The 25,985-nt window shown below is 69.0% G+C and carries 24 protein-coding genes and 1 pseudogene; 5 read left to right on the top strand and 20 right to left on the bottom strand.

All coding sequences use genetic code 11. The annotated features are described in order from the left end of the window. The first annotated feature begins 30 nt into the window (after positions 1–30). From ACQ859_RS07720 to ACQ859_RS07710, 3 genes are read left to right on the top strand one after another with little or no spacing between them, the layout of a single operon-like run. Positions 31–540 (top strand): GNAT family N-acetyltransferase, encoded by a 510-nt coding sequence (locus ACQ859_RS07720; RefSeq protein WP_431265286.1) that lies wholly within the window; start codon positions 31–33, stop codon positions 538–540. Next, complete coding sequence (locus ACQ859_RS07715; RefSeq protein ID WP_431265285.1) at positions 537–974, top strand: GNAT family N-acetyltransferase; 438 nt, start codon at positions 537–539, stop codon at positions 972–974. Before ACQ859_RS07720 ends, ACQ859_RS07715 begins: the two co-directional genes overlap by 4 nt. A gap of 49 nt (positions 975–1,023) precedes the next feature. Next, a complete protein-coding gene (locus tag ACQ859_RS07710; RefSeq protein WP_431265284.1) occupies positions 1,024–1,662 on the top strand; it encodes a DJ-1/PfpI family protein in 639 nt (212 codons plus the stop codon). 7 nt (positions 1,663–1,669) lie between these two features. Here ACQ859_RS07710 and ACQ859_RS07705 read toward each other — a convergent pair whose 3' ends face one another. The 7 genes and pseudogenes from ACQ859_RS07705 to ACQ859_RS07675 all read right to left on the bottom strand — a co-directional run bounded on the left by ACQ859_RS07705 (position 1,670) and on the right by ACQ859_RS07675 (position 10,410). After that, positions 1,670–2,938, bottom strand: a complete 1,269-nt coding sequence (locus ACQ859_RS07705; RefSeq protein ID WP_431265283.1) for a VWA domain-containing protein — start codon at positions 2,936–2,938, stop codon at positions 1,670–1,672. Continuing rightward, entirely contained in the window at positions 2,935–5,292 is a 2,358-nt protein-coding gene (locus ACQ859_RS07700; protein WP_431266488.1) for a DUF5682 family protein, read from the bottom strand. Before ACQ859_RS07700 ends, ACQ859_RS07705 begins: the two co-directional genes overlap by 4 nt. 53 nt (positions 5,293–5,345) lie before the next feature. Next, entirely contained in the window at positions 5,346–6,449 is a 1,104-nt protein-coding gene (locus ACQ859_RS07695) for an ATP-binding protein (protein WP_431266487.1), read from the bottom strand. A gap of 685 nt (positions 6,450–7,134) precedes the next feature. Further along, positions 7,135–7,686, bottom strand: a pseudogene (locus ACQ859_RS07690) (DUF5691 domain-containing protein); the annotation flags it as partial. A 401-nt stretch (positions 7,687–8,087) separates the two neighbouring features. Beyond that, positions 8,088–9,542: an SWIM zinc finger family protein gene (locus ACQ859_RS07685; RefSeq protein WP_431265282.1), complete on the bottom strand. Its 1,455-nt coding sequence runs from the start codon at positions 9,540–9,542 to the stop codon at positions 8,088–8,090. A gap of 118 nt (positions 9,543–9,660) precedes the next feature. Continuing rightward, positions 9,661–10,080 carry a lysozyme inhibitor LprI family protein gene (locus ACQ859_RS07680; protein ID WP_431265281.1) on the bottom strand — a complete coding sequence of 140 codons (420 nt, stop codon included), beginning with the start codon at positions 10,078–10,080 and terminating at the stop codon, positions 9,661–9,663. Positions 10,081–10,173: 93 nt separating this feature from the next. Beyond that, entirely contained in the window at positions 10,174–10,410 is a 237-nt protein-coding gene (locus tag ACQ859_RS07675; RefSeq protein ID WP_431265280.1) for a hypothetical protein, read from the bottom strand. Here ACQ859_RS07675 and ACQ859_RS07670 point away from each other — a divergent pair. Continuing rightward, positions 10,403–12,613: a DUF6055 domain-containing protein gene (locus ACQ859_RS07670; protein ID WP_431265279.1), complete on the top strand. Its 2,211-nt coding sequence runs from the start codon at positions 10,403–10,405 to the stop codon at positions 12,611–12,613. The genes ACQ859_RS07675 and ACQ859_RS07670 overlap by 8 nt on opposite strands. On the opposite strand, the gene ACQ859_RS07665 is transcribed toward ACQ859_RS07670, so the two are convergent. After that, a complete protein-coding gene (locus tag ACQ859_RS07665) occupies positions 12,579–13,166 on the bottom strand; it encodes a DUF7684 family protein (protein ID WP_431265278.1) in 588 nt (195 codons plus the stop codon). The two genes, ACQ859_RS07670 and ACQ859_RS07665, sit on opposite strands and share 35 nt — an antisense overlap. Positions 13,167–13,255: 89 nt before the next feature. Here ACQ859_RS07665 and ACQ859_RS07660 point away from each other — a divergent pair, with 89 nt between their 5' ends. Beyond that, positions 13,256–13,699 (top strand): STY0301 family protein, encoded by a 444-nt coding sequence (locus ACQ859_RS07660; RefSeq protein ID WP_431265277.1) that lies wholly within the window; start codon positions 13,256–13,258, stop codon positions 13,697–13,699. Positions 13,700–13,717: 18 nt separating this feature from the next. Here the strand turns inward: ACQ859_RS07660 and nagZ are convergent, their stop codons facing one another. From nagZ to fabF, 12 genes are all read right to left on the bottom strand, one after another. After that, positions 13,718–14,803: a beta-N-acetylhexosaminidase gene (gene nagZ, locus ACQ859_RS07655; RefSeq protein WP_431265276.1), complete on the bottom strand. Its 1,086-nt coding sequence runs from the start codon at positions 14,801–14,803 to the stop codon at positions 13,718–13,720. 73 nt (positions 14,804–14,876) lie between these two features. Then, on the bottom strand, positions 14,877–15,272 hold the full coding sequence (acpS, locus tag ACQ859_RS07650) for a holo-ACP synthase (protein WP_431265275.1): 396 nt from the start codon (positions 15,270–15,272) through the stop codon (positions 14,877–14,879). A 92-nt stretch (positions 15,273–15,364) separates the two neighbouring features. Then, positions 15,365–16,147: a pyridoxine 5'-phosphate synthase gene (locus tag ACQ859_RS07645; RefSeq protein ID WP_431265274.1), complete on the bottom strand. Its 783-nt coding sequence runs from the start codon at positions 16,145–16,147 to the stop codon at positions 15,365–15,367. Further along, positions 16,144–16,920 carry a DNA repair protein RecO gene (gene recO / locus ACQ859_RS07640; protein WP_431265273.1) on the bottom strand — a complete coding sequence of 259 codons (777 nt, stop codon included), beginning with the start codon at positions 16,918–16,920 and terminating at the stop codon, positions 16,144–16,146. Before recO ends, ACQ859_RS07645 begins: the two co-directional genes overlap by 4 nt. A gap of 5 nt (positions 16,921–16,925) precedes the next feature. Beyond that, on the bottom strand, positions 16,926–17,819 hold the full coding sequence (gene era / locus ACQ859_RS07635) for a GTPase Era (RefSeq protein WP_377161555.1): 894 nt from the start codon (positions 17,817–17,819) through the stop codon (positions 16,926–16,928). 280 nt (positions 17,820–18,099) lie between these two features. Then, positions 18,100–18,807: a ribonuclease III gene (gene rnc / locus ACQ859_RS07630; RefSeq protein ID WP_431265272.1), complete on the bottom strand. Its 708-nt coding sequence runs from the start codon at positions 18,805–18,807 to the stop codon at positions 18,100–18,102. Between the two features lie 17 nt (positions 18,808–18,824). Beyond that, positions 18,825–18,974: a DUF4845 domain-containing protein gene (locus ACQ859_RS07625; protein ID WP_431266486.1), complete on the bottom strand. Its 150-nt coding sequence runs from the start codon at positions 18,972–18,974 to the stop codon at positions 18,825–18,827. A 287-nt stretch (positions 18,975–19,261) separates the two neighbouring features. Then, a complete protein-coding gene (lepB, locus tag ACQ859_RS07620) occupies positions 19,262–20,233 on the bottom strand; it encodes a signal peptidase I (RefSeq protein ID WP_431265271.1) in 972 nt (323 codons plus the stop codon). 17 nt (positions 20,234–20,250) lie between these two features. Further along, positions 20,251–22,059, bottom strand: coding sequence for a translation elongation factor 4 (gene lepA, locus ACQ859_RS07615; RefSeq protein WP_431265270.1), 1,809 nt, complete (start codon positions 22,057–22,059; stop codon positions 20,251–20,253). 541 nt (positions 22,060–22,600) lie between these two features. Then, positions 22,601–24,148 carry a DegQ family serine endoprotease gene (locus tag ACQ859_RS07610; protein ID WP_431265269.1) on the bottom strand — a complete coding sequence of 516 codons (1,548 nt, stop codon included), beginning with the start codon at positions 24,146–24,148 and terminating at the stop codon, positions 22,601–22,603. 70 nt (positions 24,149–24,218) lie between these two features. Further along, positions 24,219–24,686 (bottom strand): hypothetical protein, encoded by a 468-nt coding sequence (locus ACQ859_RS07605; protein ID WP_431265268.1) that lies wholly within the window; start codon positions 24,684–24,686, stop codon positions 24,219–24,221. Positions 24,687–24,733: 47 nt separating this feature from the next. Beyond that, positions 24,734–25,981 carry a beta-ketoacyl-ACP synthase II gene (fabF, locus tag ACQ859_RS07600; RefSeq protein ID WP_431265267.1) on the bottom strand — a complete coding sequence of 416 codons (1,248 nt, stop codon included), beginning with the start codon at positions 25,979–25,981 and terminating at the stop codon, positions 24,734–24,736. Positions 25,982–25,985: the final 4 nt, after the last annotated feature.

Here is a 25,985-nt window from a genome sequence, read left to right as displayed (position 1 = left end):
ACATTGCTCATTCCCTGACGCCGATCAGCCATGCAGCTTCGCACCCTCTCCCTCGACGACACCGCCGCCATCGACCTCGTCGCGACACGAATGCGCGAGACCCTGATCGAGGTCGAAGGCGAAGCCGTCGGCGGGGCCATGTATTCGATGGACTGGCTGCGCGACCGCGTGCACTGGCACCTGGACGGCCGTGCTGCCGAGGTCGTCGTCGCCGACGATGCGACGGGTGCCATGGTCGGCCACACGATCTACCGCATCGAGTCCGGTGGCGCCGCGCTCAGTGCCGCGCCTTTCGGTCTGATCTCGACGACCTACGTCGCGCCGGAGGCCCGCCGGCTCGGCGTCGCGCAAGGTCTCCTCGCACACGCCGAGGAATGGTTCCGCAAGCGCCACCTGCTGCTGTCCTGCACCTGGACTTCGGAGACCAACCGGCCACTCATCGCGCTGTACGCCCGCAACGGCTACGTCGAAGCCGAACGCGGTCCCAATCAACTGACGCAGACGATGATGGTCCGGCTGACCAAGGCGCTGACCCCATGAGCACCGTCACCACTGCCGCCTTCGACGATCCCAAGCCGGGTCTGGCCGCGCTGGTCGACGCCGGTCTCGACCAGCACAACGAGGCCTTCGGCGATCACGGCGCCTTCGACGGGCAGCGCGGGCTGTCGAGCGCGGCGTACGACGCCGGCGGTCGCGTCATCGGCGGCGCGGTCGGCCGCACGCTGGGGCGCTGCTGCGAGCTCAAGCAGCTCTGGGTCGATGCCGCCCATCGCCACGCCGGTGTTGGCAGCGCCGTCGTCCGCGCCTTCGAGCAGCGCGCGATCGAGCGCGGCTGCGACACCTTCTACCTCAGCACCTTCAGCTTCCAGGCCCGCCCGTTCTACGAGCGGCTCGGCTATGCGGTCCAGCTGGAGATCCCCGGCCACGGCGCGGCAGGCTCGAAGTTCTTCATGGTGAAGAAGATCGTTCCCTGAACACCACGACGACGCCCCCGGCGGGCACGCACCTTGCCGCCATCCCGGCATGAATACCCCCACCCGCACCGTCCACCTCTACCTCTTCGAGGGCTTCGCCGACTGGGAGGCCGCCTACGCGGTCGCGGGCATCAACACGCCCGAATTCCAGAAGACGCCCGGCGACTGGCAGGTGAAAACCGTCGCCGCCGCCGGCGCGAACCTGACGCGCTCGATGGGCGGCCTGTCGGTGATGCCCGACATCCGCCTGTCGACGCTGTTCCCCGACGACAGCGAGCTGCTGATCCTTCCCGGCGGCGCCGGCTGGGACAAGGGCGAGCACATGGAAGCCGCGAAGAAGGCCAAGGAGTTCCTCGACGCCGGCAAGCGCGTCGCGGCGATCTGCGGCGCGACGGCGGGTCTGGCGCGGCTCGGCGTGCTCGACGACCGGCAGCACACGAGCAACGCGTTGTCCTACCTGAAGGGCGTCGGCGAGTACGCAGGCAGCGACCGATACGTCGACGAGCCCGTCGTGATCGACCGCGGCCTGCTGACCGCGGGCGGCATGTCGGCGCTGGACTTCGCGCGAGCGATCTTCGACACGCTCGACATCTACGAGCCCGAGACCCTCGAGGCCTGGTACCAGCTCAACAAGACCGGCCAGTCGGCGTACTTCGCGAAGATGGCGCAGGCGGCCGAAAGGCGCTGAGGTCGATTCAGGCGCCCTTGCTCGACGTCACGATGCCCTGTCCGGCCGCCCACGCGCCGACGTCGTCGCGCCGGATCGCCGCGGCCATCAGGCCCGGGAAGGCGTCGGGCGTGCACGCGAACGACGGCACGCCGAGCGCCGCCAGCTTGGCCGCCAACGCACGGTCGTAGGCCGGCGCGCCCTCGTCGCTCAGCGCCAGCAGGGCCACGCACTGCAAACCGCTCTCGACCAGGGACGCCGCGCGCCGCAGCAGCTGCGGCTCGACGCCGCCCTCGTACAGATCGGAGATCAGCACGAAGATCGTGTTGCGCGGCTCCCGGATCAACGACTGGCAATAGGCCACCGCGCCGTTGATGTCGGTGCCGCCGCCCAGTTGGACGCCGAACAGCAGATCGACGGGATCGTCGAGCTGCTCGGTCATGTCGACCACCGCCGTGTCGAAGACGACCAGCTTGGTGCTCACTGCCGGCAACGAGGCCAGCACCGCGCCGAAGATGCTCGAGTACACGACCGAGTTCGCCATCGACCCGCTCTGGTCGATGCAGAGCACCACCTCGCGCTGCGGACGCCGCGCCTTGCGGCCGTAGCCGTGCAGCGTCTCCGGCACCACGGTGCGCAGCTCCGGCTGCCAGTGACGCAGGTTGGCGCGGATCGTCCGGTGCCAGTCGATCTCCGCCAGCCGCGGACGGCGGTTGCGCTGGCTGCGGTCCAGCGCGCCGGTCACGGCCGCGCGCATCGGTTCCTCGAGCCGCTTCATCAACTCGTCGACGACCTGGCGCACGACCCGGCGCGCCGTGTCCTTCGTCCCCGCCGGGATCACCCGCGACAAGGCCATGAGGTTGGCGACCAGATGCACGTCGGGCTGAACGCCCTGCAGCATCTCGGGCTGCAGCAGCATGTCGCGCAGATTCAAGCGCTCCAGCGCATCCTTCTGCATCACCTGGACGACGGAACTCGGGAAGTACTTGCGGATGTCGCCGAGCCAGCGCGCCACGCGTGGCGCCGAGTTGCCGCGTCCGCCACGGCGGTCGTCGCCCAATCCGGCGCCATCGCCGTACAGCGCGCTCAAGGCCTGGTCCATCTCCATCGCGTCGCCGCGCAGGCCGCCGCAGCTGTCCTCGGCCTCGCCGCCGAGCACCAGGCGCCAGCGGCGCAGGCGATCGGCGTCGGTCGCCGCGGGGCCGGTCGCGGTCGCCGCCGCGATCGCGTCGGCACCTGCGCCGACATCAGCACCGGGATCCGCCATCGGATCCGTCACGTCGTCAGGCGCGCTCATGCCGTCACTCCCAACATCAGTCGCAGCAGCGGCAACGGGAGCACCGCGCGTGCGTCGTCCCATTCCGCCGCCGCCGTCACGGCGCCGGCACCGCTGCCCTTGCGCGCCGCGCGTTGCCCGAGGTCGCGTCGCTCGCCCGCGTCGAAGTGCGCGAAGGTGCGTCGCACCAGCGGCAGCACGCGGACGAAGTGTTCCTCGTCGAGTCCGCTCAGCCACGCGTCGACCAGCGGCCAGACGCCGTCGTGATGCAGCAGCACGACGGCGTTGCGGTTCAGGAAGCCGTCCAGCCACGCGGCCGCCTTGCCCGGCTCCGCCGCGCGCGACAGCTGCAGCGACATCGCCGTGCCCGCGTCGTCCGCCGTGATCAGGCCGTCGTCCAGCAGCAGCCGCGTGCAGAGGCCGCGCAGCAACGCATGCGCGCCCTCGCGCGCCGCCAGCTGCGCGATCGCGGCACGCCATTGCATCGAGGGTTCGGACTGACGGCCCGGATCGCGCAGCCGCACCGCCGCCTGCGCGCCGAGCACGCGATCGCGCACCTGTTCCGCCGCGGCCTCGTCCAACGAATCACCCATCAGCGGCAGGCTGATCGCCGCGCGCGTCACGAGACCATCGAAGACATGGCCCACCATCGCCGCGTCGGTCTGCCGCACGTTGCCGTAGCGGAAGACATTGGCCAGCGGCGGCAAGGCGCCCAGCAACTGGTCGGCATCGCCGGTGACGGCGGCATGGTCCTGCAGCGCCCGCGACGCGACCGTCACGGCCTCCGGCAGATCGGCCAGCAGCACACGATCGACGAGCTCGGCCAAGGCCGCCAGATTCGTCGACCGTCCGCAGCGTTCGGCCACGGCGGTCGTCGCCGCCTGCGCGACGGACGCCCCCCAGCGGCTCGCCTCGATCACGCGCAGCGCGAACTCCGGCTGCCATTGCAGCGTCCAGATCTCGTGGAAGGTGCCGCGCGAGGACTTGCCCGTGCGCGCGATCTCGCCCCAGGGCAGATCGATCAGCCGCAGGCGGTGCAGCAGATGGCTGCGCGCCAGATCGTTGGGCTGGCGCAGGTCGAGGTCCAGCGTCTTCTGCGTCGCCTCGGGCTTCATGCGCAGCGACTTCTGGAGCTGCTCCAGGTTGCGCTGCAGCGGCACCGTGGGCACGTCGGCCGGCACGCCGCCCAGACGATCGCCGATGACCAGTTCGTCGCGGATGAAACCGAGCACCGCCTCGTCACCCAGCGTCATGACCGTGCGCGTGGCTTCGTGCAGTTCGTCCAGGCCCGGCGCGGGCCGCTGACGCAGCGCAGCCAGCGTGTCGGCAAGCCGGGCCGCCTCGATCAGGTGGGCGGAGGAGCAGTCGAGGTCGCGCTCCCGCATCAGCCGCGCCACGCGCGCCAGCCAGCCGATCGCGCGGGGACGGCGCTCGCCGTCCTGGCCGCTCAGCCACAGGTGCTCGTACCAGCCGGGCGAGTGGATGCCCGCGCCGTAGCCGCTGTCGCGGGCGAGGTGCCGGTAGGTCCACGGCACCCAGGTGCTGGTGACCTTGAGCTTGGGAACGCCCTTGAGCAGCGCCTGGTCCGCCTTGGCGGTGACGTCGGCCCGCAGTCCGCCCAGGTGCCACGCACCGCAGACGACCGCGATGCGCTCGTAGCCCTCCTTGCGCGCCGCGCGGATGCCCTGGCGCATGTGGGCCTCGCGCAGCACCTCGCGATGGGCGCGCGGCGTCCGGGGATCGAGGGTCTCGTCGTCGCCGGACTCCGCCCGCAGCGTGGTCATCGCCTCCGAGATGGCGGCGAACAGGTCCTCGCCGTCGCCGCGCTCCTCGACCATGTGGTTCCACCAGGCCTCGCCGTCGGCGTAACCCGCTGCGCGGGCGAGCCAGTCCAGCGGATCACCGCGACGCGTCGAGCGTTCATCGGCGGGCTCGGCAGGCTCGGCATCGGATGTCTCCGCCGAGCCAGGCTCCGAGGTTTCAGCGCCTGCGGGCGGGGACTCCGCCGCCTGTCCGGCCACCTCCTCCCTCGCCTCCTCCCTTGCCTTCTCCAGCGCGAGCGACACGCCGACCGGCAGATCGATGAACCGCACCGGCACGCCGGCAAGCCCGGCCCAGCGCAAGGCCTGCCATTCCGGCGAGAAGCTCGCGAACGGGTGATAGACCGCGCGGCCCGATTCCTCGATGCCATGCGTCAGCAACGCCACCGGCGGCGTCATCGCGGGGTCGAGCACGGCGGCGACGAGGCCGTCCGCCTCGGGCGGCCCCTCGATCAGCACGCAGTCGGGCTTCAGCGCCTCGAACGCGGCGAGCAGGCTGCGCGCGCAGCCGGGGCCGTGGTGCCGCACGCCGAAGTAGTGGACCGGATCGCTCATGACCGCTCTGGAAGGCTCTGGAAGGCGCAAGGTGGCTCGATGGATCCGAGGACTCAGGACTGCTCGCGGCAGGCGCGGTACAGGTCCTTCCACTCGGTGCGCTCCTTGACGACCGTCTCGAGGTACTCGTTCCAGACGACCTGGTCCTGCACCGGATCCTTGACGATCGCGCCGAGCAGGCCCGACGCCACATCGCGCGGACGCAGCACGCCGTCGCCGAAGTGACCGGCCAGCGCCATGCCGCTGTTGATCACCGAGATCGCCTCCGCCGTCGACAGCGTGCCGCTGGGCGACTTCAGCTGCGTCTTGCCGTCCTCGGTGCGGCCGTTGCGCAGCTCGCGGAAGATCTGCACGATGCGCCGCACTTCCTTGAGCGCCGGCGGCTCGGCGGGCAGCTGCAGCGCGACGCCCAGCTCGGCCACGCGCTTGACGACGATGGACACCTCGGCGTCCTCGCTCGCCGGCACCGGCAGCACCACGGTGTTGAAGCGGCGCTTCAGCGCGGCGGACAGCTCGTTGACGCCCTTGTCGCGGTTGTTGGCGGTGGCGATCACGCTGAACCCGCGCGTGGCCTGCACCTCGGCGCCGAGCTCGGGCACCGGCAACGTCTTCTCGGACAGCACCGTGATCAGGCAGTCCTGCACGTCGGCGGGGATGCGCGTCAGCTCCTCGATGCGCGCGATCTTGCCGTCGCGCATCGCCTTCATCATCGGGCTGGGCACCAGCGCCGCCTCGCTCGGCCCGTTGGCCAGCAGCTGCGCGTAGTTCCAGCCGTAGCGCAGCTGTTCCTCGCCGGTGCCGGCGGTGCCCTGGATCAGCAGCGTCGAATCGCCGCTGACCGCCGCCGCCAGGTGTTCCGACACCCACGACTTCGCCGTGCCCGGCACGCCGTAGAGCAGCAGCGCGCGATCGGTCGCGAGCGTGGCGACGGCGATCTCCATCAGCCGCTCGTCGCCGATGTACTTGGCGCTGACCTCGAAGCCGTTCTCCAGCGTGCCGCCCATCAGATAGCGCAGCACGGCCCAGGGCGACATCGCCCAGTTCTCCGGGCGCGTCCGCGTGTCCTGGCGCTTCAGCTCGGCGAGCTCCTCGGCGAACTGGTGCTCCGCATGGCGGCGCAGCACGTGCGAGGCGTTGGTCTCGGTGGAAGTCGTCATGAGGTCCTCGGGATCGGATCAGGGGGAGGGTTGGGCCCGGCGCCCGCCCCGGCCTGTGCCGGAGGGCGAGCAGGGCGCGGCGCAACGCGGCCGTCTGCGCGACGGCCTGCAGTTGCTCCGCATGGGCGGTGGTCTCGTCGGCGGCGCGGATATCGGCCAGCGACGCATACGCCGACAGGCTGTCGGCATGCACGACCGCGCCGAAGTCGACCAGCATCGCCCGCACGGCATAGTCGTCCTTCAGCGTGCCGGCGCGGGCACGGGTGAGCAATTGATCGGTGAGCGCCGCCGAGAGCGCCGCGCCGAGGGTCTCGCCGCCACTCGCCGCCGCGATCAGCGCCGACAGGGGCAAGGCGCCCTGCTGCAGATGTCGCAGCCAGTGACGCTCGCGCCGGGCTTGGGGCAGCCAGTTGAGCGCCTGCGCGGTCTGGTGCATCTGCAGCGGCACGTTCGCCTGCGCCGGGTCGGTGCCGGCCGTCTGCGGGACGTCGAGGAAGGCTTCGCACCATTCGATGTCGCGCGTCGCGGCGAGGGCGTCGAACCAGCCACGCTTCAGCGCGTCGGCCCAATCGGTCCTCGCAGCCCAACCGAGCAGCTCGGCGGGCGTCATCGCGGTCGTCGTGGTCCACCAGCCCAGCGGGACCTGGCGCACCAGTTGGTGGAGCCACCAGGCGCGCTCGCCGAGCTTCTCGCTGGTCGGACGGGCGGCGACGATCTGGTCAGCGGCCCAGTCCGACGCCGCGGCCTCCGGCGCGTCGATGAGCCAGTGCTGGCGCAGCAGCTGGCGCTCCTGCCTCAGCAGCGGCGCGAGCCGTTCGATCGCGCGGCGCGGATGCGCGGCCTCCGGCAAGCGCAGCAGCAGGTCGAGCGCGACGTCGCGCACCTCGCGGCTGCGGTCCGCACGCAGGCGGTCGAGCAAGGGCTCATCGTCCATGCCGAGTCCGACCGCGAGCTGCGCCGCCAGATCGGCGCGCTCCTTGGCGGCAAGCTCCGTCAACGCCGACTCGAAGCGGCGCCGGCCGGCCGAGGCATCGGCCGCGCGCTCGCGGGCCAGGAAGGCGCGGCGCTGCTCCATCGTGCCGTCGGTCCACTGCGTCTCGCCGGGCGCGTCGCTGCCCGCGCCGGCGGCGTAGTGCCAGTCCTCGCGCTGCCGGGCCAGCCACAGTCCGCGCTCGCCGAGCACCGGCAGCAACGGGCCGCGCAGCGCGACGGAACGTCGCCCGACATCGAGTGCCATCGGCAGCAGCATCTCCGGCAATCGCAGACCCGCATCGGCCAGATCCACGAACACCTGCTGCTGCAGGCGCCCGGGCGCGTCCGTGAGGGCCCAGCGCAGAAGCCCGTGCAGCGAGCCCGGGCCGGGCGCACCGTCGAGGCGTTCGGGCACGACGGGCCATCGATCGTCAGTGGCGGCTTGCGGCGGCGACGCGGACCAGGCGCGGTCCTGCGTGCCGGCGGCTTCGCACGGCGCGATGACCGCCATCGTGCGCAAGACCTGACCCGTGGGGCTGTCATCAGCCTCCGCGGCCTGCGCGGCGCGAGCCACGAGCGCACCGATCTCGCCGGGCCATTCGGGCAAGGGCCCCGGCTGTCGATCCGTGCCCACCATCGCGATGGGCAGCAGCGGTGTCCAGGCGCTCATGCGGCGCTCCTCGTCCAGGCGGGCGCTGCCGTCCCCGACCGCCAGGCGGTCAACGGGTGCAGCGCGCGGCCGTCCCATTCGCCCATCACGGCGAGCGGATGCCCGCCGGCGACGGCCATCAGCGACCACCAGTCGGCATCGCCGACCCGCAGCGGCACGGCACGGCCATCGGCGGTCAGATGCGGGCCGGCCTCGGAGGCGACCGGCGTCGCGTTGGCGAGCACGACGGGATGCAGCAATGCAAAGGGATGAGCGGCCACGCGTTCAGCGACGCGTTGCCATTCGTCCGACCAGGCGTCGGAACCGATGACACGCGCAATGCCGAACGCGCCCTCGGGTTCGGACTCGGGTCGCACTTCGGATCCAGGACCGGATTCGGGCGTGAGCAGCGGCGCGGCATCGACAGCCAGCGCGCGCAGGGACGCATTGCCGGGATAGAAGGCGAGCGTCACGTCGGCGGCGATGCCGGGCAGCCAGAGACCGTCGAAGCCGCGGCCGCCGTGCGTGTGATCGAGCAGCCACGCCCGCCGGCCCGAGCGCGCGCCATGCAGCCAGACGCGGCGTTCGTTGAGACGCCCCTCTCGCTCCTCGACGATCACGCCGAGCACCGCCCAGCGATCGGTGACGCGTTCTCCGGTGGCGAGCACCTCGGCCTGGTCGAGCGGCCAGCCGCAGACGGTGCGCAGATCCGCTTGAACGGGCTCCGGCAGCGTCCCGCGACGGGCGAGGCCCTCGCAGGCGAGTTGCAGCAGACCGAGGCGGGCGAGCGTGCGTTCCGGCCAGTCGGCGCCGACGCGCCAGCCGTCCGCGGCGGCGACGATGCGCTGACCGAGGCCGGGCGCCTGGGCGTCCACCATCCGCGCGGCCATCGTGCGCCAGCCGCGGATCGCGGCGTCGTCGAGCGCGCCGAGCCCGCGACCGATCTGGTCGCCGAGCCAACGCTGCAGTTCGGCGGAGGCGTCCTCGATGCGGCGCCACCGCTGCGACTCGCGCCTGAGCGCGTTGTCGGGATCGGCGAGCGCCGATGCGGCCTGCGCGGGATCGACGCCGTCGGCGATCTGCGCGGCGCGCTCGGTCGCGCGTTCGACGGCTTTCTGGTCGCGCTCGTCCTTCTTCTGCGCCCGCTCGCCGCGCGAGGCGATCCATTCGGCGACCCAGGCGGGCGGCTCGGCGGCGGTGAAGCGGGCGGCGTCCTGCGCCCTGAGCATCAGCAGCGCGAGCCCGTGCTTGCAGGGGAACTTGCGGCTCGGGCAGGAGCAGCGGAAGGCAGGACCGTTGAGGTCGACCTGTGTCTGATACGGTTTGGCGCCGCTGCCCTGGCATTCGCCCCAGACGGCGGCGTCATCGGCGCCGAGCAACGGCCATTTGGCCGGCGAGGTCAGTCCCCGCGCGGCCTTCGCCGATGCCTCGTCCGGCGCCAGCGCCAGCACGCCCTCCATGGTCAGCGACATGCTGGCCCGCTCCCTGGTCGAATCGTTGTGGGGAAATTTCGGTGGCGAGTCTAGCCGGAGTGGATGACGGCCTCGGGCACCGACACGGCACTGCGCCGTGCGGCACCGCTGCGGTGACTCAAGGCTGCGTCTTGAACGCCTCGAGCTGCCTGACGCGCCACTGCGCGTGATCGCGCATGCAGGCGAGGTACTGCACGTTGCGGATCGATCCGTCGGACCATAGGTCGAGGACGGCCTTGCAGTCGGCCTCGCGGAACTTGACCCACAGGCGCTGCGCGGCGACCAGACTGTCCTTCGGCTTCGCCGGCTTGACGCCGCCGACCTTGGCCGGCGTTTCCGCCAGCACGCGGCGATAGACGTCGTTGAGCTGCTTCTCGACCTGCTGCTGCTCCTGCTTGGCACAGTCATTCATGTCGACGGTGCTCACGGCGTTGGCGCAGTCCAGCGCGTGTGCGGAGGCCGCCGAGGACAGCACGACCGCGACGAGCGCGAGTCGTCTCGCGATGGCGCGGTCGAGGTTGAAACCAGTGCGCTTCATGGATGTTCCTTGTGGCATGGGCCGATCGGGGTTCCCGACTGGCATTGAAGTGGCCTTCGATTCTGCGACCAATGAATGAGCGCCATTCGGAACTCATTTCCTGTGTCCTCCCGGCAGTACTTCGTGATTGTTTCCGCCTGTGAATCGGTGATTGAAGACAACGTTGTCTGGAACCCTGGTGACGGCCGGTTTCCAGATCTGTTCGAGCACCGACGCCCCGCCGCCGCCGATTACGGTTCCTGACGTAACCGCCCCCGCTGAAGCGGCGTCGCGACGACGATCGCCGCCGGCTTTCGAGCCGTGATCAACAGCGGAGGACAACATGTTCAAGATGAAATCCCTGGCCGCCTGCCTGGGCCTGGCCGGACTGTTCGTGAGCGCGGCTCACGCGGCGCTGCCCGCCACGTTCAAGGTGGTCGTCAACAACCGGTGGAACGGCGGCTATTGCGCGTCGGTGATCGTCACCAATCCCAACGCCACGGCGCTGACCTGGAACGGCAGCGTCACCGTGCAGGGGCGCGTCAACAACGTCTGGAATGCCGAGTGGAAGCAGTCCGGCAGCACGATGACCCTCACGGGCATCGGCTGGAACCGCACGCTGGCGCCGAAGGCAGTGAACGCCTCCGTCGGCTTCTGCGCGACCGGCGCCGCACCCGCACCCGCACCGGCCCCAGCACCGACGCCCGCGCCGAGTCCGGCGCCCGCACCGGCGCCCACGCCCGCTCCGGCCCCAGCGCCGACACCGGCTCCCGCGCCCACTCCGGCACCTGCGCCCGCCGCCGTCGACCCGGGCACCACGCTGACCGACTGGTACACCGGCACGCCGACGCCGCCGGCGGTCACGCCCGGCGCCTGGCGCGCGGGCGGTCCCAACCCCGAGCAAGCCAATTTCCGCCTGGTGCGGGAATCGGCGCACTTCGCCTTCTATTCCGACGAGGCACTGTCCGAGGCCGACCTCACGCTGGCCGTCAACACGCTGGAGAACACGGTCTGGAACTCGCTGTTCGGCGCGACGCTGGCGATGCCCGAGCCGTTCTTCAACAAGGCCGACAAGATCAAGCCCGCCATCCACATCCATTCCGGCTGGGGACTGACGGGCGGCGCCTGGACGGACGCCCAGCGCAATCTGCACATGGGCATGTGGATCGCGCCGGCCGCGCTGCGCGACCACTGGGGCCTGACGCACGAGTTCACGCACGGCTGGCAGTCGTGGGCCAACTTCAATGGCGGCATGGCCTGCAACCAGTCCAACACCTGCGGCTGGATCCACGAGAGCCACGCCAACTTCACGCCGCACCAGCTGCCGGAGTACAGGAGCAACGTGCATTGCTCGGAGATGCTGCCCAACGCGCCGCACCTCTACCTGGGCTCCACGCGCGACCGCTACTGCAACTGGCAGTTCATGGAGTACCTGAAGGACCGCCACGGTCCCGAAGCGGTGACGCAGATCTGGACCACCGCCGGCGCCGATCCGTTCACCAACATCCAGAAGTCGCGCGGCTGGACGGTCGCGCAACTGAACGACTTCATCGGCGAATGGGCCATGCACAACGTGACCTGGGACTACAAGGCCACGCCGGACGCGTTCCGCAACACCTACGGCAACATCACGCTGACCGACAAGGCCGAGCGCATGCGACGCCTGATGCCGCTGGAGTCGCTGGACGGCAACTGGGCGAGCAACCGCCGCTTCGTCTCGCCTTACCACGGCTCGCCGCAGCGTTTCGGCTACAACGTCGTCCGCCTCTATCCGGAGGCCGGTGCCACCACGGTGACGGTGAAGTTCCGCGGCGTCGACACGTCCGGCGCGAACGCCGATTTCCGCTGGGGGCTGGTCGCGACCAACTCGCAATTCACCTCGGCGCGCTACAGCGGTCTGCAGAAGGGCCTGGACGGCGAACTCACCTACCGCGTCTCAGCCGGTGAGCCCCTGTTCCTGGTCGTGAGCGCGACGCCGACGGTGTTCAAGACCATCGTCTGGGACCAGGCCTACGGCTCGATCAACCGCTACCGCTACATGGTGGAACTGGCCGGCGCCTGGCCGCAGGGATTCCAGGGTGGACAGCGCGAGCTGTGCCCGACCGGCACCCTGCGCCACGCCAACGGCGGCGGCTGCGCGCCGACCGGCACGCCGGCGTCGGTGTACGTCGGCCCGTACGCGAAGATCCTGACCGGCGGTCGCGCCAGCGGCAACGCCCGCATCGAGGACCAGGCCATCATCGCCAACGGGTCCGTGTCGGACAACGCGGTGGTCGGCGGACTGAGCGTCGTCGGCGTGACGGGCAGCCCGTGGGGCAACAACACGTTCAACGTGTCGGGGTCGGCGCAGGTGCGGACCACCTTCTATCCGCTGGGTTTCTTCGAGGCCAACCAGGGCGCGTCCGGCACGCTCAACCTGCACGGCGACGTGGAGTACCGCGGCGTCGGCCTGAACCTGGGCAGCGGCAACCGCTCCGGCTTCGTCGACACGACGTCCAACGTCGGCCTGTCGACCGACGTCAATCCGAAGACGGCGCCAGTCTGGCGCAACTGACGGGCTGATCGACTGAAGGGCCGGTCGGCCCTGTGCCCGCGACGGCGTCCTCGGGGGCGCCGTTGCCATGTCCGATCTGCCGTTTCTGCTGTCGGAGCGTTCCCCACTGGCTTGCGCTGCGCGGATAGGCGGCTTGGATGCGCTCGGGATCCGAGGCGCCAGCCACATGAACAATGATCAATTCGTTCAGTGGCGCAGCGGGATGACTGGCGCACCGAATGGCGAAGTCGAAAACCTCGCTCAGCGTCTCATCGTCATGCCAGGTCGTCAGGACGAGAGCACCTTCCGAGACCTGCGCGAAATCGGTCTTGGCGATGGCGGCCCAGTCGATCGCATCGTCCCAGCTGCTCGCGTTCACCCCCCATGCCATGGCGTAGAGACAGCCTTGCGCAACGAGCCAGTCGCTGATGCGATTCTGTTGGCTGTTGGTGACGGGAAGTTCTGCCACGATCACCGCGCGGAACGGTGCGGTCATCCCGAGCACGGGCAGCGCCGCGTCAGGATCGACATGCTGGTAGATCGGCGATCGGCCATCCATCGGAGAATCACGCATGTGTCGCAGTGTCGTGTCGTTGCATCCCGTCCGCGGAGCGATGACCTTCGACAGCAGTCGATCGCTTCGCGCGGCGGTCCAATGGTGACATGTCCCTGCTCAAGCCCGCTGTCGCCCTGTGCCTTGCCTTGACCGGCCATCAGATCCAGGCCTCGCCTGAGCCCTTCAGTTGCCCTGCCGGGTGGGCCGCCACCAGGCAGGAGGCCTCAGAGGTGCCGGAAGGCTTCGCCGTCGCCCGCGAGGCGCCCCAGGTCAGGCATGCGCTCGGCGGCTTCCAGATCACCCAAGGGGCCATCGACGAGCATCAAGGCGCGATCTACGACGACATGAAGACCCAGCGCGACGCCAAGGGTGGCGTCACCGAGACGCTGGTCTGGAACGTGACCGCGCTCGATCGACCGCTCGCGATCTGCAGCTACGCCGGCACCCGACTCGTGTTGACACGGCCGCTGGCCGGCTACGCCCGGTGCACGGCCATCATGCGCAGGGAACCCGGCGCGATGATGACCCTCCGATCGGTCGACTGCCGCTGAACGGCACGTCGACCGGGATCACGGCAGGCGCGCCAGCGCCTCCAGGTAACGCGGCGCCAGCATCAGCTCATCCCAGGTCAGCGGCGCCGACTGCGGCACCAGCGCCGCGCGGCGGGCCTCGCTGTCGATCGCGGGCGTCCACGCGCCCTTCGCCTGCGCGTCGGCCAGGCCGTCGAGCAGCTCGTCGATTGCGCGGCCACCCTGCTCCTGGCTCTGGTTGCAGAGCAGCACCAGGTCGCAGCCCGCGCCCAGCGCGGCGAGCGCCGCCTCGGTGTATCCCACCGGCCGGCCCTCGATCACACGCGCCGCGGCCATGCCGAGGTCGTCGCTGAACACCGCTCCGGCGAAGCCCAGGCGGTCGCGCAGGATGTCCTGCAGCCAGCGCTGGCTGAAACCCGCCGGCCGGCTGTCCACCTTGCGGTAGACCACGTGCGCGGGCATCACCGCCGACAGGCTCAGGCTCAGCCATTCGAACGGCCGCACGTCCTCCGCCAGGATCGCCTTCAGCGAACGCGTGTCCACCGGCACGCCAACGTGCGAATCGACGCTCACCGCGCCGTGTCCCGGGAAGTGCTTGCCGCAGCTCGCCATGCCCGCGAGCGCCAGGCCCTGCATCAGGCTCTGCGCCAGCAGGCTCACCACGCGCGGGTCGCTGTGGAAGCTGCGCGATCCGATCACCGCGCTGATCGACTGGCGGCCGGCATCCTGATGGTCCAGGTCCAGCACCGGCGCGAAGCTCATGTCGACGCCGCAGGCGCGCAGTTCCAGCGCCAGCACCAGGCCGGTCGCCGTCGCGGCCTGGACCGCGCGCATCGCGTCGTCCATCCACAGTTCGCCGAGCGCGCGCATCGCCGGCAGCGCCGTGAAACCGTCCGTGCGGAAACGCTGGACACGACCGCCTTCCTGGTCGACCGCGATCAGCAGGTCGGGACGGATGGCCTTGGCCTCGGCGCACAGCGAGGTCAGCTGCGCGCGGTTCTCGAAGTGGCGCGCGAACAGGATCATCCCGCCCGTCAGCGGATGCGCCAGCCGGCGGCGGTCGTCCGCCGTCAGCGTCGTGCCGGCGATGTCCAGGATCACGGGCGAATGCAGATGCTCGGTCATTGACTGTCTCTCTCGTTGGTCGCGCGCCTTTGCACGGTCGGGCACATTCAGGCGCGTTCAGATGTCGTTGGAATCATTCCCGGGTCTCGACGACGACGAACGCCGTCGCATAGTCGGTCTCGTCGCTCACGCTGACATGCGCGCTCAAGCCCTTGGCCTCGAACCACTCGGCCAGCGCGCCGTGCAGCTGGATGCCCGGCTTGCCGCTGCGCGCCTTGACGATCTCGCAGTCGCGCCAGGTCATCGGCATCCGCATGCCCATGCCGATCGCCTTCGAGAACGCCTCCTTGGCCGAGAAGCGCGTCGCCAGGTAGGCGATGCCCCGCGCCTCGACCTTGGCATGCCGCTCGCGGAACACCTCGAGCTCGTGCGGACCCAGCACCTTCTCGGCGAAGCGCTCGCCGCGCCGTTCGAACGTCTTGCGGATGCGCCGGATGTCGCAGACGTCCGTGCCGATGCCGTAGATCATCGCGACCCTTTCATGCGCCTGGCGTGCGCGTTTCGTGCCCGCCGTGTGGGCGTCCTGCGGGCGTCGTGTGGGTGTCTGGTGCGGAAATGCAATCAGACGTACGCGCGCTGGATGCAGCGCTGGTAGTCGCGCACCGCCTCGGTGTAGCCGAGCTCCAGCGCATCAGCGATCAGCGCGTGGCCGATCGAGACCTCAGCCACCCCCGGCACCTCGCGCAGGAAGCGCGTCAGGTTGTCGCGGTTCAGGTCGTGGCCGGCGTTGATGCCCAGGCCTTGTGCCAGCGCGGCGCGCGCCGTGGCCGCGAAGGCCGCGGCCACCTCGGCCTCGCGCGGCGTGCCGAAGGCGCTCGCCCAGGTCTCGGTGTAGAGCTCGATGCGGTCCGCGCCGACGGCGGCCACGTGCGCCATCGCCTCCGGCAGCGGATCCATGAACAGGCTCACCCGCACGCCCAGCGACTTGCACTCGGCGATCATCGGGCGCAGGCGTTCGGCATCCGCCGGCAGGTTCCAGCCGTGGTCGGAGGTGAACTGGTCCTCGCCGTCCGGCACGAAGGTCGCCTGATGCGGCTTCGTCTCGCGGATGAAGTCCATCAGGTTCTGCGTCGGGTTGCCCTCGATGTTGTACTCGGCCTGCGGCCACGACTTCATCAGCGCGGCGAGCTCGCGCACATCGTCGGCGCGGATGTGGCGCGCGTCGGGCCGCGGGTGCACCGTGATCCCCTGCGCGCCGGCCTCCAGGCACAGCTGCGCCGCGCGCGTCACGCTGGGGATGCCCAGGTGCCGGGTGTTGCGCAGCAGCGCGACCTTGTTGACGTTGACCGAGAGCGCGCATCGCGCATCGTGGCGGCCGGATTCGGGAGCGATCAGCGGATTCATGTGAGCAGCTTCTGGACGTCGAGCAGCACTTGCCGCGTCCGCAATGGACGATGCCCCAGATGATAGTGAAGCAATGCGCGCGACAGCGGCTTCAGCGCCGGCCCCGCGAGTTCGCAGGCCTGTTGCAGCGCCGCCTGGCTGCCGTGCAGCAGGGCAGCCTGGAGCTGGACGAACGCCTGGCCTGTCAGTTGCGGCGCATCGTGTGTCGGCACGATGACGCCGGACTCCGGCGCGAGCATGTACAGCCGCTCCGGATCCAGCGGCGCCTGCGTCGTCGAGAGGACACTCAGGTCCGGCAGCAGGCCGCAGATCGACAGCATCTTGAGTTCGAAGGCCCGCAGCGCCGCCTGCGCGTCGTCCACCGAGCGCAGTTGCGGCAGCAGGGCCGCGTAGGCGTCGAAGAGTTCCGGCTGAGCCTCCTGCCGGGGCAGGAACTTCAGCAGCAGCTCGTTGACGTAGTAGCCGCTGAACAGCGCCGCGCCGCTGGGCAGCGTCTGCCCGCCGACCCACTCCGCGCCGCGCAGCGACTGCACCTCGGCCGCGCCGTCCTCGTTCATCTTCGACGGCTTGGACAGCGTCACCTGCAGCCGCAGGAACGGCAGCAGCACCGATCTCAGCTGCGAATAGGGCCGCTTCGCCCCCTTGGCGATCACCGCCAGCCGGCCGTGCTCCCGGCTGAACAGGTCCAGCACGAGGCTGGTCTCGCTCCAGTCGTAGTGGTGCAAAACAAAAGCCGCCTGCGTGGCGGGCGGCTTCGGGGCGCGGGTGGCCATGGGCCTCACTCGTAGCCGTAGCTTCTCAGATGCTCTTCGGAATCGGCCCAGCCCGACCGCACCTTCACCCAGAGCTCCAGGAACACGCGCGCGTCCCACAGCTTCTCCAGCTCCTGGCGGGTCTCGGAACCGATGCGCTTCAGGCGCTCGCCGCCCTGGCCGATGATCATGCCCTTCTGCGCGTCGCGCTCGACCACGATGGTCGCGGCGATGCGGCGCAGGTTACCCTCCTCTTCCCAGCGATCGATGATCACCGTGGCTTCGTAGGGCAGCTCGTCGCCGGTCAGGCGGAAGAGCTTCTCGCGGATCATCTCCGCGGCCATGAACTTCTCGCTGCGGTCGGTCAGCGCGTCTTCCTCGTAGAACCATTCCTGGTTCGGCAGGTAGGGCTTCAGGATCTGGAACAGGCGCTGCACGTCGGAGTCCTTCTTGGCCGACAGCGGCACGAACTCGGTGAAGTTGCGTCGCTCCTGCATGCTCTTGAGCCAGGGCATCATCTCGGCGCGCCGGGTCACCGCGTCCAGCTTGTTGGCGACCAGCACGACCGGCTTGTTCTGCGGCAGCAGCGACAGCACCTTGGCGTCGTCCAGGCCGAAGCGGCCCGCCTCGACGACGAACAGCACCAGGTCCACGTCCGCCAGCACGCCCTGGACCGTGCGGTTCAGGTTGCGGTTCAGCGCGCTGCTGTGCTTGGTCTGGAAGCCGGGCGTGTCGACGAAGACGAACTGCGCCTCGTCGACGGTGCGCACGCCGGTGATGCGGTGGCGCGTGGTCTGCGCCTTCTTCGACGTGATCGAGACCTTCTGGCCGACCAGCGCGTTCAGCAGCGTCGACTTGCCGACGTTGGGCCGGCCCACGATCGCGATCAGGCCGCAGCGCAGGTCGCCCTCGTACGGCATCGCGCCGATGCCACCCTGAACCTCAGGCAGGTCCTCGCCTTCGTCGTCCTCGCCCTCGTCGAGCTCATCGTTCTCGACGTCGGCATTGGTGTCGGCGTCGGCGTCGTGGTCCAGCGACGTATCGGGGTCGTGCGGGGTGGCGGGGTCGTGCGGGGTGTTCAGATCGGGGTCCTCGGAAACAGGGGAAGGAGATTCAGAAAGGGAATCAGAAATGGCATCGGACGGGGACGTCGGTTTCGGCGTCCTCGGCGTTCTGGGTGCGTTCATCGCGGGCTCCGCGTCAGTCGCGCAGGCCGGTGCCGGGTCGATCGCCGGCGAGCAGTTCGTCCAGCACCTGTCGGGCTGCCTCCTGCTCCGCAATCCGGCGCGAGCGTCCTTCGCCGCGGCGCGACAGCGTCAGCGAGGCCACTTCGCATTCGACGGTGAACGTCTGCGCGTGGGCCTGGCCCCGCGTCTCGGCGATGCGGTAGGACGGCACCGGCAGCTTGCGCGCCTGGAGCCATTCCTGCAGCGCCGTCTTCGAATCCTTGGCCCACTGCTCGATGCCGCTCGCGGCGATCGTCTCGCCCAGCAGCCCGCGCACGATCTCGCGCGCGGCCTCGTAGCCGCCGTCCATGAACGCGGCGCCGATCACAGCCTCCAGCGCGTCCGCCAGGATCGACGGCCGCTGGCCGCCGCCGCCGCGGGCCTCGCCCTCGCTCATGCGCAGCGCCTCGGGCATCTGCAGCACCAGCGCCAGGCGGTGCAGGCTGTCTTCACGCACCAGGTGCGCGCGGATGCGGGTCAGGTCGCCCTCATCGGAACCGGCGAACCGGTCGAACAGCAGCGCCGACACCGTCAGGTTGAGCACCGCGTCGCCGAGGAACTCCAGACGCTCATTGTGCTGCTGACCGAAGCTGCGATGCGTCAGCGCGCGCTGCAGCAGTCCCGGCTGCTTGAAGCGGTAGCCGAGGCGTTGCTGGAGGGCGTCGAGCGCTTGCGGTGTCATGGACGGTCGGGCGGTGGTCAGTGCGACTCGCCTTTGTACTTGATCACCAGGAACACCGGGTTGAACATGGGCACTTCCTTGTCGTAGGAGAAGCTGATCTTCACCTTGTCATCGACCTTGGTGATGATCAAGTCCTTCGCCTCGACGCTGACGATCGAGTATTCGATGTCCTTGGTCCGCTGGAAGGCGTCGCGCGCCGCGGATACCGTCGGGGGTTGTCCCGGGCGATCCTGTCGACCGCCTTCTGGATCGTGTAGTACTCCATCACCGTCGGCACCACGCGCAGCAGGATCACCGACCCGCCGCCGATGATCACCCCCAGAACAGCAGTCCGAGCAGGCTGATGCCCCGTTGAATCTTCCGTGCCCTCATCACGTATCGCTCCGATGGTTGTCTTTGGAACAGAGTAGCCGATGGCGGACCGACCGTCGGTCAGCCAGTGTGTCGACCCGTATTACTGGATGCCGCCGATGCGCTTCAGGCTGCCGAAGTTCATCCAGACCACGAAGGCGCGGCCCACGATGTTCTCATCCGGCACGAAGCCCCAGAAACGCGAGTCCAGCGAATTGTCCCGGTTGTCGCCCATCATGAAGTAATGACCGGCCGGCACCTTGCAGGTCACGCCTTCCAGCGTGTACTTGCAGTTCTCGTTGTACGGGAAGTCGTATTGCTTCTGGATGCGCCCCTGCGGCTGCGCGTCCACGAGGATCTGGTGCTCGACCGCGCCCAGCTTCTCCGTGTAGCGGCTGCGGAAACGCATCGAGTTGGGATCCTCGTCGAAGAACTCGCCCTGCGACACCGTCTCCAGCAGCTTGCCGTTCACGTACAGCTTCTGGTTGAGGTAGGCGATCTCGTCGCCCGGCAGGCCGACGGCGCGCTTGATGTAGTCCACGCTCGTGTCGCGCGGGAAGCGGAACACGACCACGTCGCCGCGCTGGACGTCGTTGTTGCTGATGATCTTCTTGTTGATCACCGGCAGCCGCACGCCGTAGTGGTACTTGTTCACCAGGATCAGGTCGCCGATCAGCAGCGTCGGCACCATCGAGCCGGACGGGATCTTGAACGGCTCGAACATGAACGAGCGCAGCAGGAAGACGATCAGGATCACCGGGAACAGCCCGGCGGTCCAGTCCAGCCACCAGGGCTGGCGCAGGATCTCCTCACGGGCGCTTTCGACATCGCCGTCGACGCGCTGGATGCCTTGCGCGGCCAGCGCGGCGCGGCGCTGCGTGTCGGACTCGGTCAGCCGCGCGGCGGCGCGTTCACGCGAAGGCTGGAAGTGGAAGCGCTCGGCCAGCCAGTACGCCAGCGTCACCGTGGCCAGGATCAGCAGCAGCAGCGAGAAATTGCCGCTCCAGTAGCCCCGGTACCAGCCGCCCAGGTAGGCGATCAGGGTCACGTACAGCAACCCGGTCAATGCGCTCATGGCTTTCATGCGGAGACTTATTCTTCGACTTGGAGGATGGCCAGGAAGGCTTCTTGCGGCACCTCCACCGAACCGATTTGCTTCATGCGCTTCTTGCCGGCCTTCTGCTTCTCCAGCAGCTTGCGCTTGCGGCTGATGTCGCCGCCGTAGCATTTTGCCAGCACGTTCTTGCGCAGCGCCTTGATGTTCTCGCGCGAGATGATGTTGGCGCCGATGGCCGCCTGGATGGCCACGTCGTACATCTGGCGCGGGATGATCTCGCGCATCTTGGCCGCCACCTGGCGGCCGCGGAACTGCGACTGCGCCCGGTGCACGATCAGCGACAGCGCGTCGATGCGGTCGCCGTTGATCAGCATGTCGACCTTGACGACGTCGGAGGCGCGGTATTCCTTGAACTCGTAGTCCATCGAGGCGTAGCCGCGCGAGACCGACTTCAGCTTGTCGAAGAAGTCCAGCACGATCTCCGCCAGCGGGATCTCGTAGGTCAGCATCACCTGGCGGCCGTGGTAGGCCATGTTCAGCTGCACGCCGCGCTTCTGGTTGGCCAGCGTCATGACCGCGCCGACATACTCCTGCGGCATGTACAGGTGGACCGTCACGATCGGCTCGCGGATCTCGGCGATCTTGCTCTGCTCCGGCATCTTCGAGGGGTTCTCGACCTCGATCACCTCGCCGTCGCCGAGCTGGACCTCGTAGACCACGCTGGGCGCGGTCGTGATGAGATCCTGGTCGAATTCGCGCTCCAGGCGCTCCTGCACGATCTCCATGTGCAGCAGGCCGAGGAAGCCGCAGCGGAAGCCGAAGCCCAGCGCCTGCGAGACTTCCGGTTCGAAACGCAGCGACGCGTCGTTCAGCTTGAGCTTCTCCAGCGCGTCGCGCAGCTGGTCGTACTCGCTGGCCTCGGTCGGGTACAGGCCCGCGAAGACCTGCGGCTGGATCTCCTTGAAACCGGGCAGCGCCTCGGTGGCCGGACCCAGGTTGTTCGGGAGCTTCTTCTCCAGCGTGATGGTGTCGCCCACCTTCGCCGCGGACAGCTCCTTGATGCCGGCGATGATGAAGCCCACCTCGCCCGCGTTGAGCTGGTCGCGCTTCTCCGACTTGGGCGTGAACACGCCCAGGTGCTCCGCCGGATAGATGGCGTTGGTCGCCATCATGCGGATGCGTTCGTTCTTCTTCAGCGTGCCGTCCACCACGCGGACCAGCATCACGACGCCGACGTAGTTGTCGAACCAGGAGTCGATGATCATCGCGCGCAGCGGCGCCTCGACCGTGCCCTGCGGCGGCGGCATGCGGCTGATGACGGCCTCGAGGATCTCGTCGATGCCCATGCCGGTCTTGGCCGAGCACGGGATCGCGTCGGTGGCGTCGATGCCGATGACTTCCTCGATCTCCGCCTTCGCGCCATCGGGATTGGCCGAGGGGAGGTCCATCTTGTTCAGCACCGGGACGACTTCGACGCCGAGTTCCAGCGCGGTGTAGCAGTTGGCCACCGTCTGCGCCTCGACGCCCTGGCTGGCGTCGACCACCAGCAGCGCGCCTTCGCAGGCGGACAGCGATCTGCTCACCTCATACGAGAAGTCCACGTGTCCCGGCGTGTCGATCAGGTTCAGGTTGTAGACCTGCCCGTCCGCGGCCTTGTACTGCAGCGCGGCGGTCTGCGCCTTGATCGTGATGCCGCGCTCGCGCTCGATGTCCATCGAGTCCAGCACCTGCGCTTCCATCTCCCGGTCCGACAGCCCGCCGCAGCGCTGGATGATCCGGTCGGCCAACGTGCTCTTGCCGTGGTCGATGTGGGCAATGATGGAGAAATTGCGGATGTGGTTCATGGACTCGGACGGAGACCGCGCGCTTCGTCCGCCACTTCAACGGTGCTCGAGCGGAGCACGCGGAGACACGCTGGGGACGTCGGTCGGGGCGGTGATGCAGGGCCCTTCGCAGGACCTGAACGGGACATAAAAAAAGGCACGTCTAAACGGTGACGCGCCTTCCAACAAAACGTATGGCAACTGCTTGTTGGGCTTTCATTGTAGCCAAAAGCCCCGCCCTGGAAACCGCATGGATGCGAGCTTCTCGCGCGTTGCCCTTCGCCAACAGCGATTTTGTACACAGGTTATCCACAAAACGCGGGGACATCCTGTGGATCGCTGAGCCCATCAAAATGATGCCTTCCGATTCACCGTCGGAACAGCGACAAAGCTGCCCGAACGCGGCTTGATTGTAGCGGAGCGGGGCACCAATACCCCGCCTTGGTCACATCCGTTAGCAAGCACCAACCGACGTTGAGTTGTGCACCGGATCACGCGCCGCCGGCCAGATTTTCCGCATTACGGAAAGCCCCAGGCCGGCGGTGGGTTGACGTCGCCCGGCTCAGCCCTTGCCAGGCTTCAGCACGACGTAGGTCGCGACTTCGCCTCGGCGCACCAGCATCTGGAGCGACTTGCCCTTCTCGAGCTTGGCCAGCGCGGCCTGGAACTGCTTGACCGTCTTCACCTCGGCGTTGTTGGCCGAGAGGATCACGTCGCCGGTCTTCAGCCCGGCACGCGCGGCCGGACCGTCGACGGTGTCGATGCGCAGACCGCCGTCGACCTTGAGGTCCTTGCGTTGCGCGTCGGTCAGCTCGCTGACCGTCAGGCCCCAGGCCGACGCCCCGGTCGCGGCCGGCGCCTCGGCTTCCGGCGTCGCCGCGGCGCGGTCGTCCGGCAGCGCATCCAGCGTCGCGGTCAGGTCCTTGTAGGCGCCGCGGCGGAACACCTGCAGCGGCACCTTGGTGCCCGGCTTGGTCGCCGCGGCCAGACGACGCAGGTCGACGGCCTTCTCGACGGTCTTGCCATCGAACTTCGTGATCACGTCGCCGAGTTGCAGCCCGGCCTTCTCGCCAGGGCCCGCCGGCGTGATGCGGCTGATCAGCGCCCCTTGCGGCTTGCCCAGGCCGATGGCCTCGGCGACTTCCTTGCTGACGTCGTCCGGATAGACGCCCAGCATGCCGCGCGTCACGCGGCCGCCGGCGCGCAACTGATCGGCCACGCGCATCGCTTCGTCGATCGGGATCGCGAACGAGATGCCCATGAACCCGCCCGACTGGCTGTAGATCTGCGAGTTGATGCCCACCACCTCGCCGCGCAGGTTCAGCAGCGGACCGCCGGAATTGCCCGGGTTGATGGCGACGTCGGTCTGGATCAGCGGCAGCAGGTCGCCGGTGTCGCGCGCCTTGGCGCTGACGATGCCGGCCGTCACGGTGTTGTCGAAGCCGAACGGCGAGCCGATGGCCATCACCCACTCGCCGACCTTGAGCCGGCTCACATCGCCCATGCGCAGCATCGGCAGATTGTTCGCTTCGATCTTGAGCACCGCCACGTCGGTGCGACGGTCCAGGCCGACCACCTTGGCCTTGAACTCGCGCTTGTCGGTCAGCGTGACGGTCACCTCGTCGGCATCGTCGACGACGTGCGCGTTGGTCATCACGAAACCGTCCGCGCCGATCACGAAGCCGGAACCCAGTCCTCGACGCTGCGGCGCGTCCTCGTCGTCATCGTCGTCCGGGGTCGGCGCGGGTGCGGGCGCCGCGCCCGGAGGCGTGCGGCGCTGCTGCGGCACGGGGATGCCGAAGCGGCGCAGCAGTTCCCGCATCTGGTCGTCGATCTGCGCGTTGGCGACCTTCACCTTCTCCGAGGTCCGGATGTTGACGACGGCCGGACCGGCCTGTTCGACCAGGGCGCTGAAGTCGGGCAGCGCGCGCGCCAGATCGGGCGCAGCGACCGGCACCGCCGCCGGAGCGGCCGGCGCCGCGGTCGCGGCAGGCGTCGCGGGCTTGGTGGCAGCCTGAGCGGCCGCGCCCAGCGAGGCGCTCAGCAAGGTGGCACCGGCGAGCGCCAGGGCGAGACGTCGAGGGGAACAGGTGCGGTCGGAATTGAGCATGAACACTCGCAGGTGGCGATGCAAAAACGAAAGGCCCACATCATGCCCGGAATTCAGAAACGACATGGTGTCAGGCTGCAGCGAGAAAGAGGTGGAGCCGGAGCGACGCCCACTGCGCTTCGTGCGCGCGTCGCGACAGCGCGATCCAGCGCTCGGGCGGCGCGCGACCACGAACTCCGTCCGCATCCGTGGCGGCGTTCAGCCGCAGCAGCATCCATTGTTCGAGGTCGATGACGACGCCTGGCGTGACGGCAAGCGGCTCTCCCGCGCGCTGCCACCACCACTGCGCGCCGTCCCATCGCAGCAGGGCCCTCGCCGGCGTGCGCACGGGCAGTGCGGCACCCACGACAGCGGCGAGCGCGGTCGCTGCCCATATGCCGATGCCATCGGCGACACCGGCCTGGCGCAACGCCGCGACGATCGCCGCGGCCACGCCGCCGGACAGCGCCGCGCGCTGCACGCGCACCCAGCGCGCATCGTCCACCAATGAAAAACGCCGGGCAGTGGCCCGGCGTGATGTCGATCGGACCGGCGTCATGAGTCGCCGTCCGGATCGTGCTTCAAAAGCTTGCTGCGATCAGCAGATCAGATCCGCTTGAAGATCAGCGTGCCGTTCGTGCCGCCGAAACCGAAGTTGTTCTTCGCGGCGTACTCGATCGGCATCTTCCGCGCCTCGTTGGCGCAGTAGTCCAGGTCGCACTCGGGATCCTGGTTGAAGAGGTTGATCGTCGGCGGAGCGACCTGGTCGTGCAGCGACTTGACGGTGAAGACGGACTCGATGCCGCCCGCGCCGCCCAGCAGGTGGCCGGTCATCGACTTGGTCGACGACACCACCAGGCCGTTCTTCGCATGATCGCCGAAGGCCTTCTTGATCGCGTTGGTCTCGTTCGCATCGCCCAGGGGCGTGGACGTGCCATGCGCGTTCATGTACTGGATCTGGTCCGCATTCAATCCGGCGTTGCGCAGCGCATTGCGCATCGAGCGCGTCGGGCCGTCCACGTCGGGCGCGGTCATGTGGTACGCGTCCGCGCTCATGCCGAAGCCGACCAGCTCCGCATAGATCTTGGCGCCGCGCTTCTTGGCGTGTTCGTACTCTTCGAGCACCAGCACGCCGGCGCCCTCGCCCAGCACGAAGCCGTCGCGATCCTTGTCCCAGGGGCGGGACGCGGTCTTGGGGTCGTCGTTGCGGGTGGACAGCGCGCGGGCCGCGGCGAAACCGCCGACGCCCAGCGGCGACACCGTCGATTCCGAACCGCCGGCGACCATGACGTCGGCGTCGCCCGCCTCGATCATGCGTCCGGCGGTGCCGATGCTGTGCAGACCCGTCGTGCACGCCGTCACGATGGCCAGGTTCGGGCCCTTGAACCCGCACTTGATCGAGACGTGGCCCGAGATCATGTTGATGATCGAGGCCGGCACGAAGAACGGACTGACGCGGCGCGGGCCGCGGCTGGTCAGTTCCGCATGGGTCTCCTCGATCATCGGCAGGCCGCCGATGCCGGAGCCGACGAGCACGCCGATGCGCTCCGCCAGTTCCGGATCGAGCGCGTCGCCGGTGGGCAGACCCGCGTCGCGGATCGCCTGCAGCGAGGCCGCCAGCCCGTAATGGATGAAGGTATCCATGTGGCGGGCTTCCTTCGCGGGGATGTACTCATCCACCTTGAAGTCCTTGACCTCTCCCGCGAAATGGCAGGCGAGGATCGAGGCATCGAAACGGGTGATGGTGTCGATGCCGGACTTGCCAGCCACGATGTTGGCCCAGCCTTCCTCGACCGTGTTGCCCACGGGCGAGATCAGGCCGAGACCGGTGACGACGACGCGACGACGGCTCATGCTG

This window comes from Roseateles chitinivorans, assembly GCF_050632235.1.
Taxonomy (GTDB): Bacteria; Pseudomonadota; Gammaproteobacteria; order Burkholderiales; family Burkholderiaceae_C; genus Roseateles; species Roseateles chitinivorans_A.
Note: the sequence above shows the minus strand (reverse complement) of the source record. Positions and strands in the feature narration are given on the sequence as shown.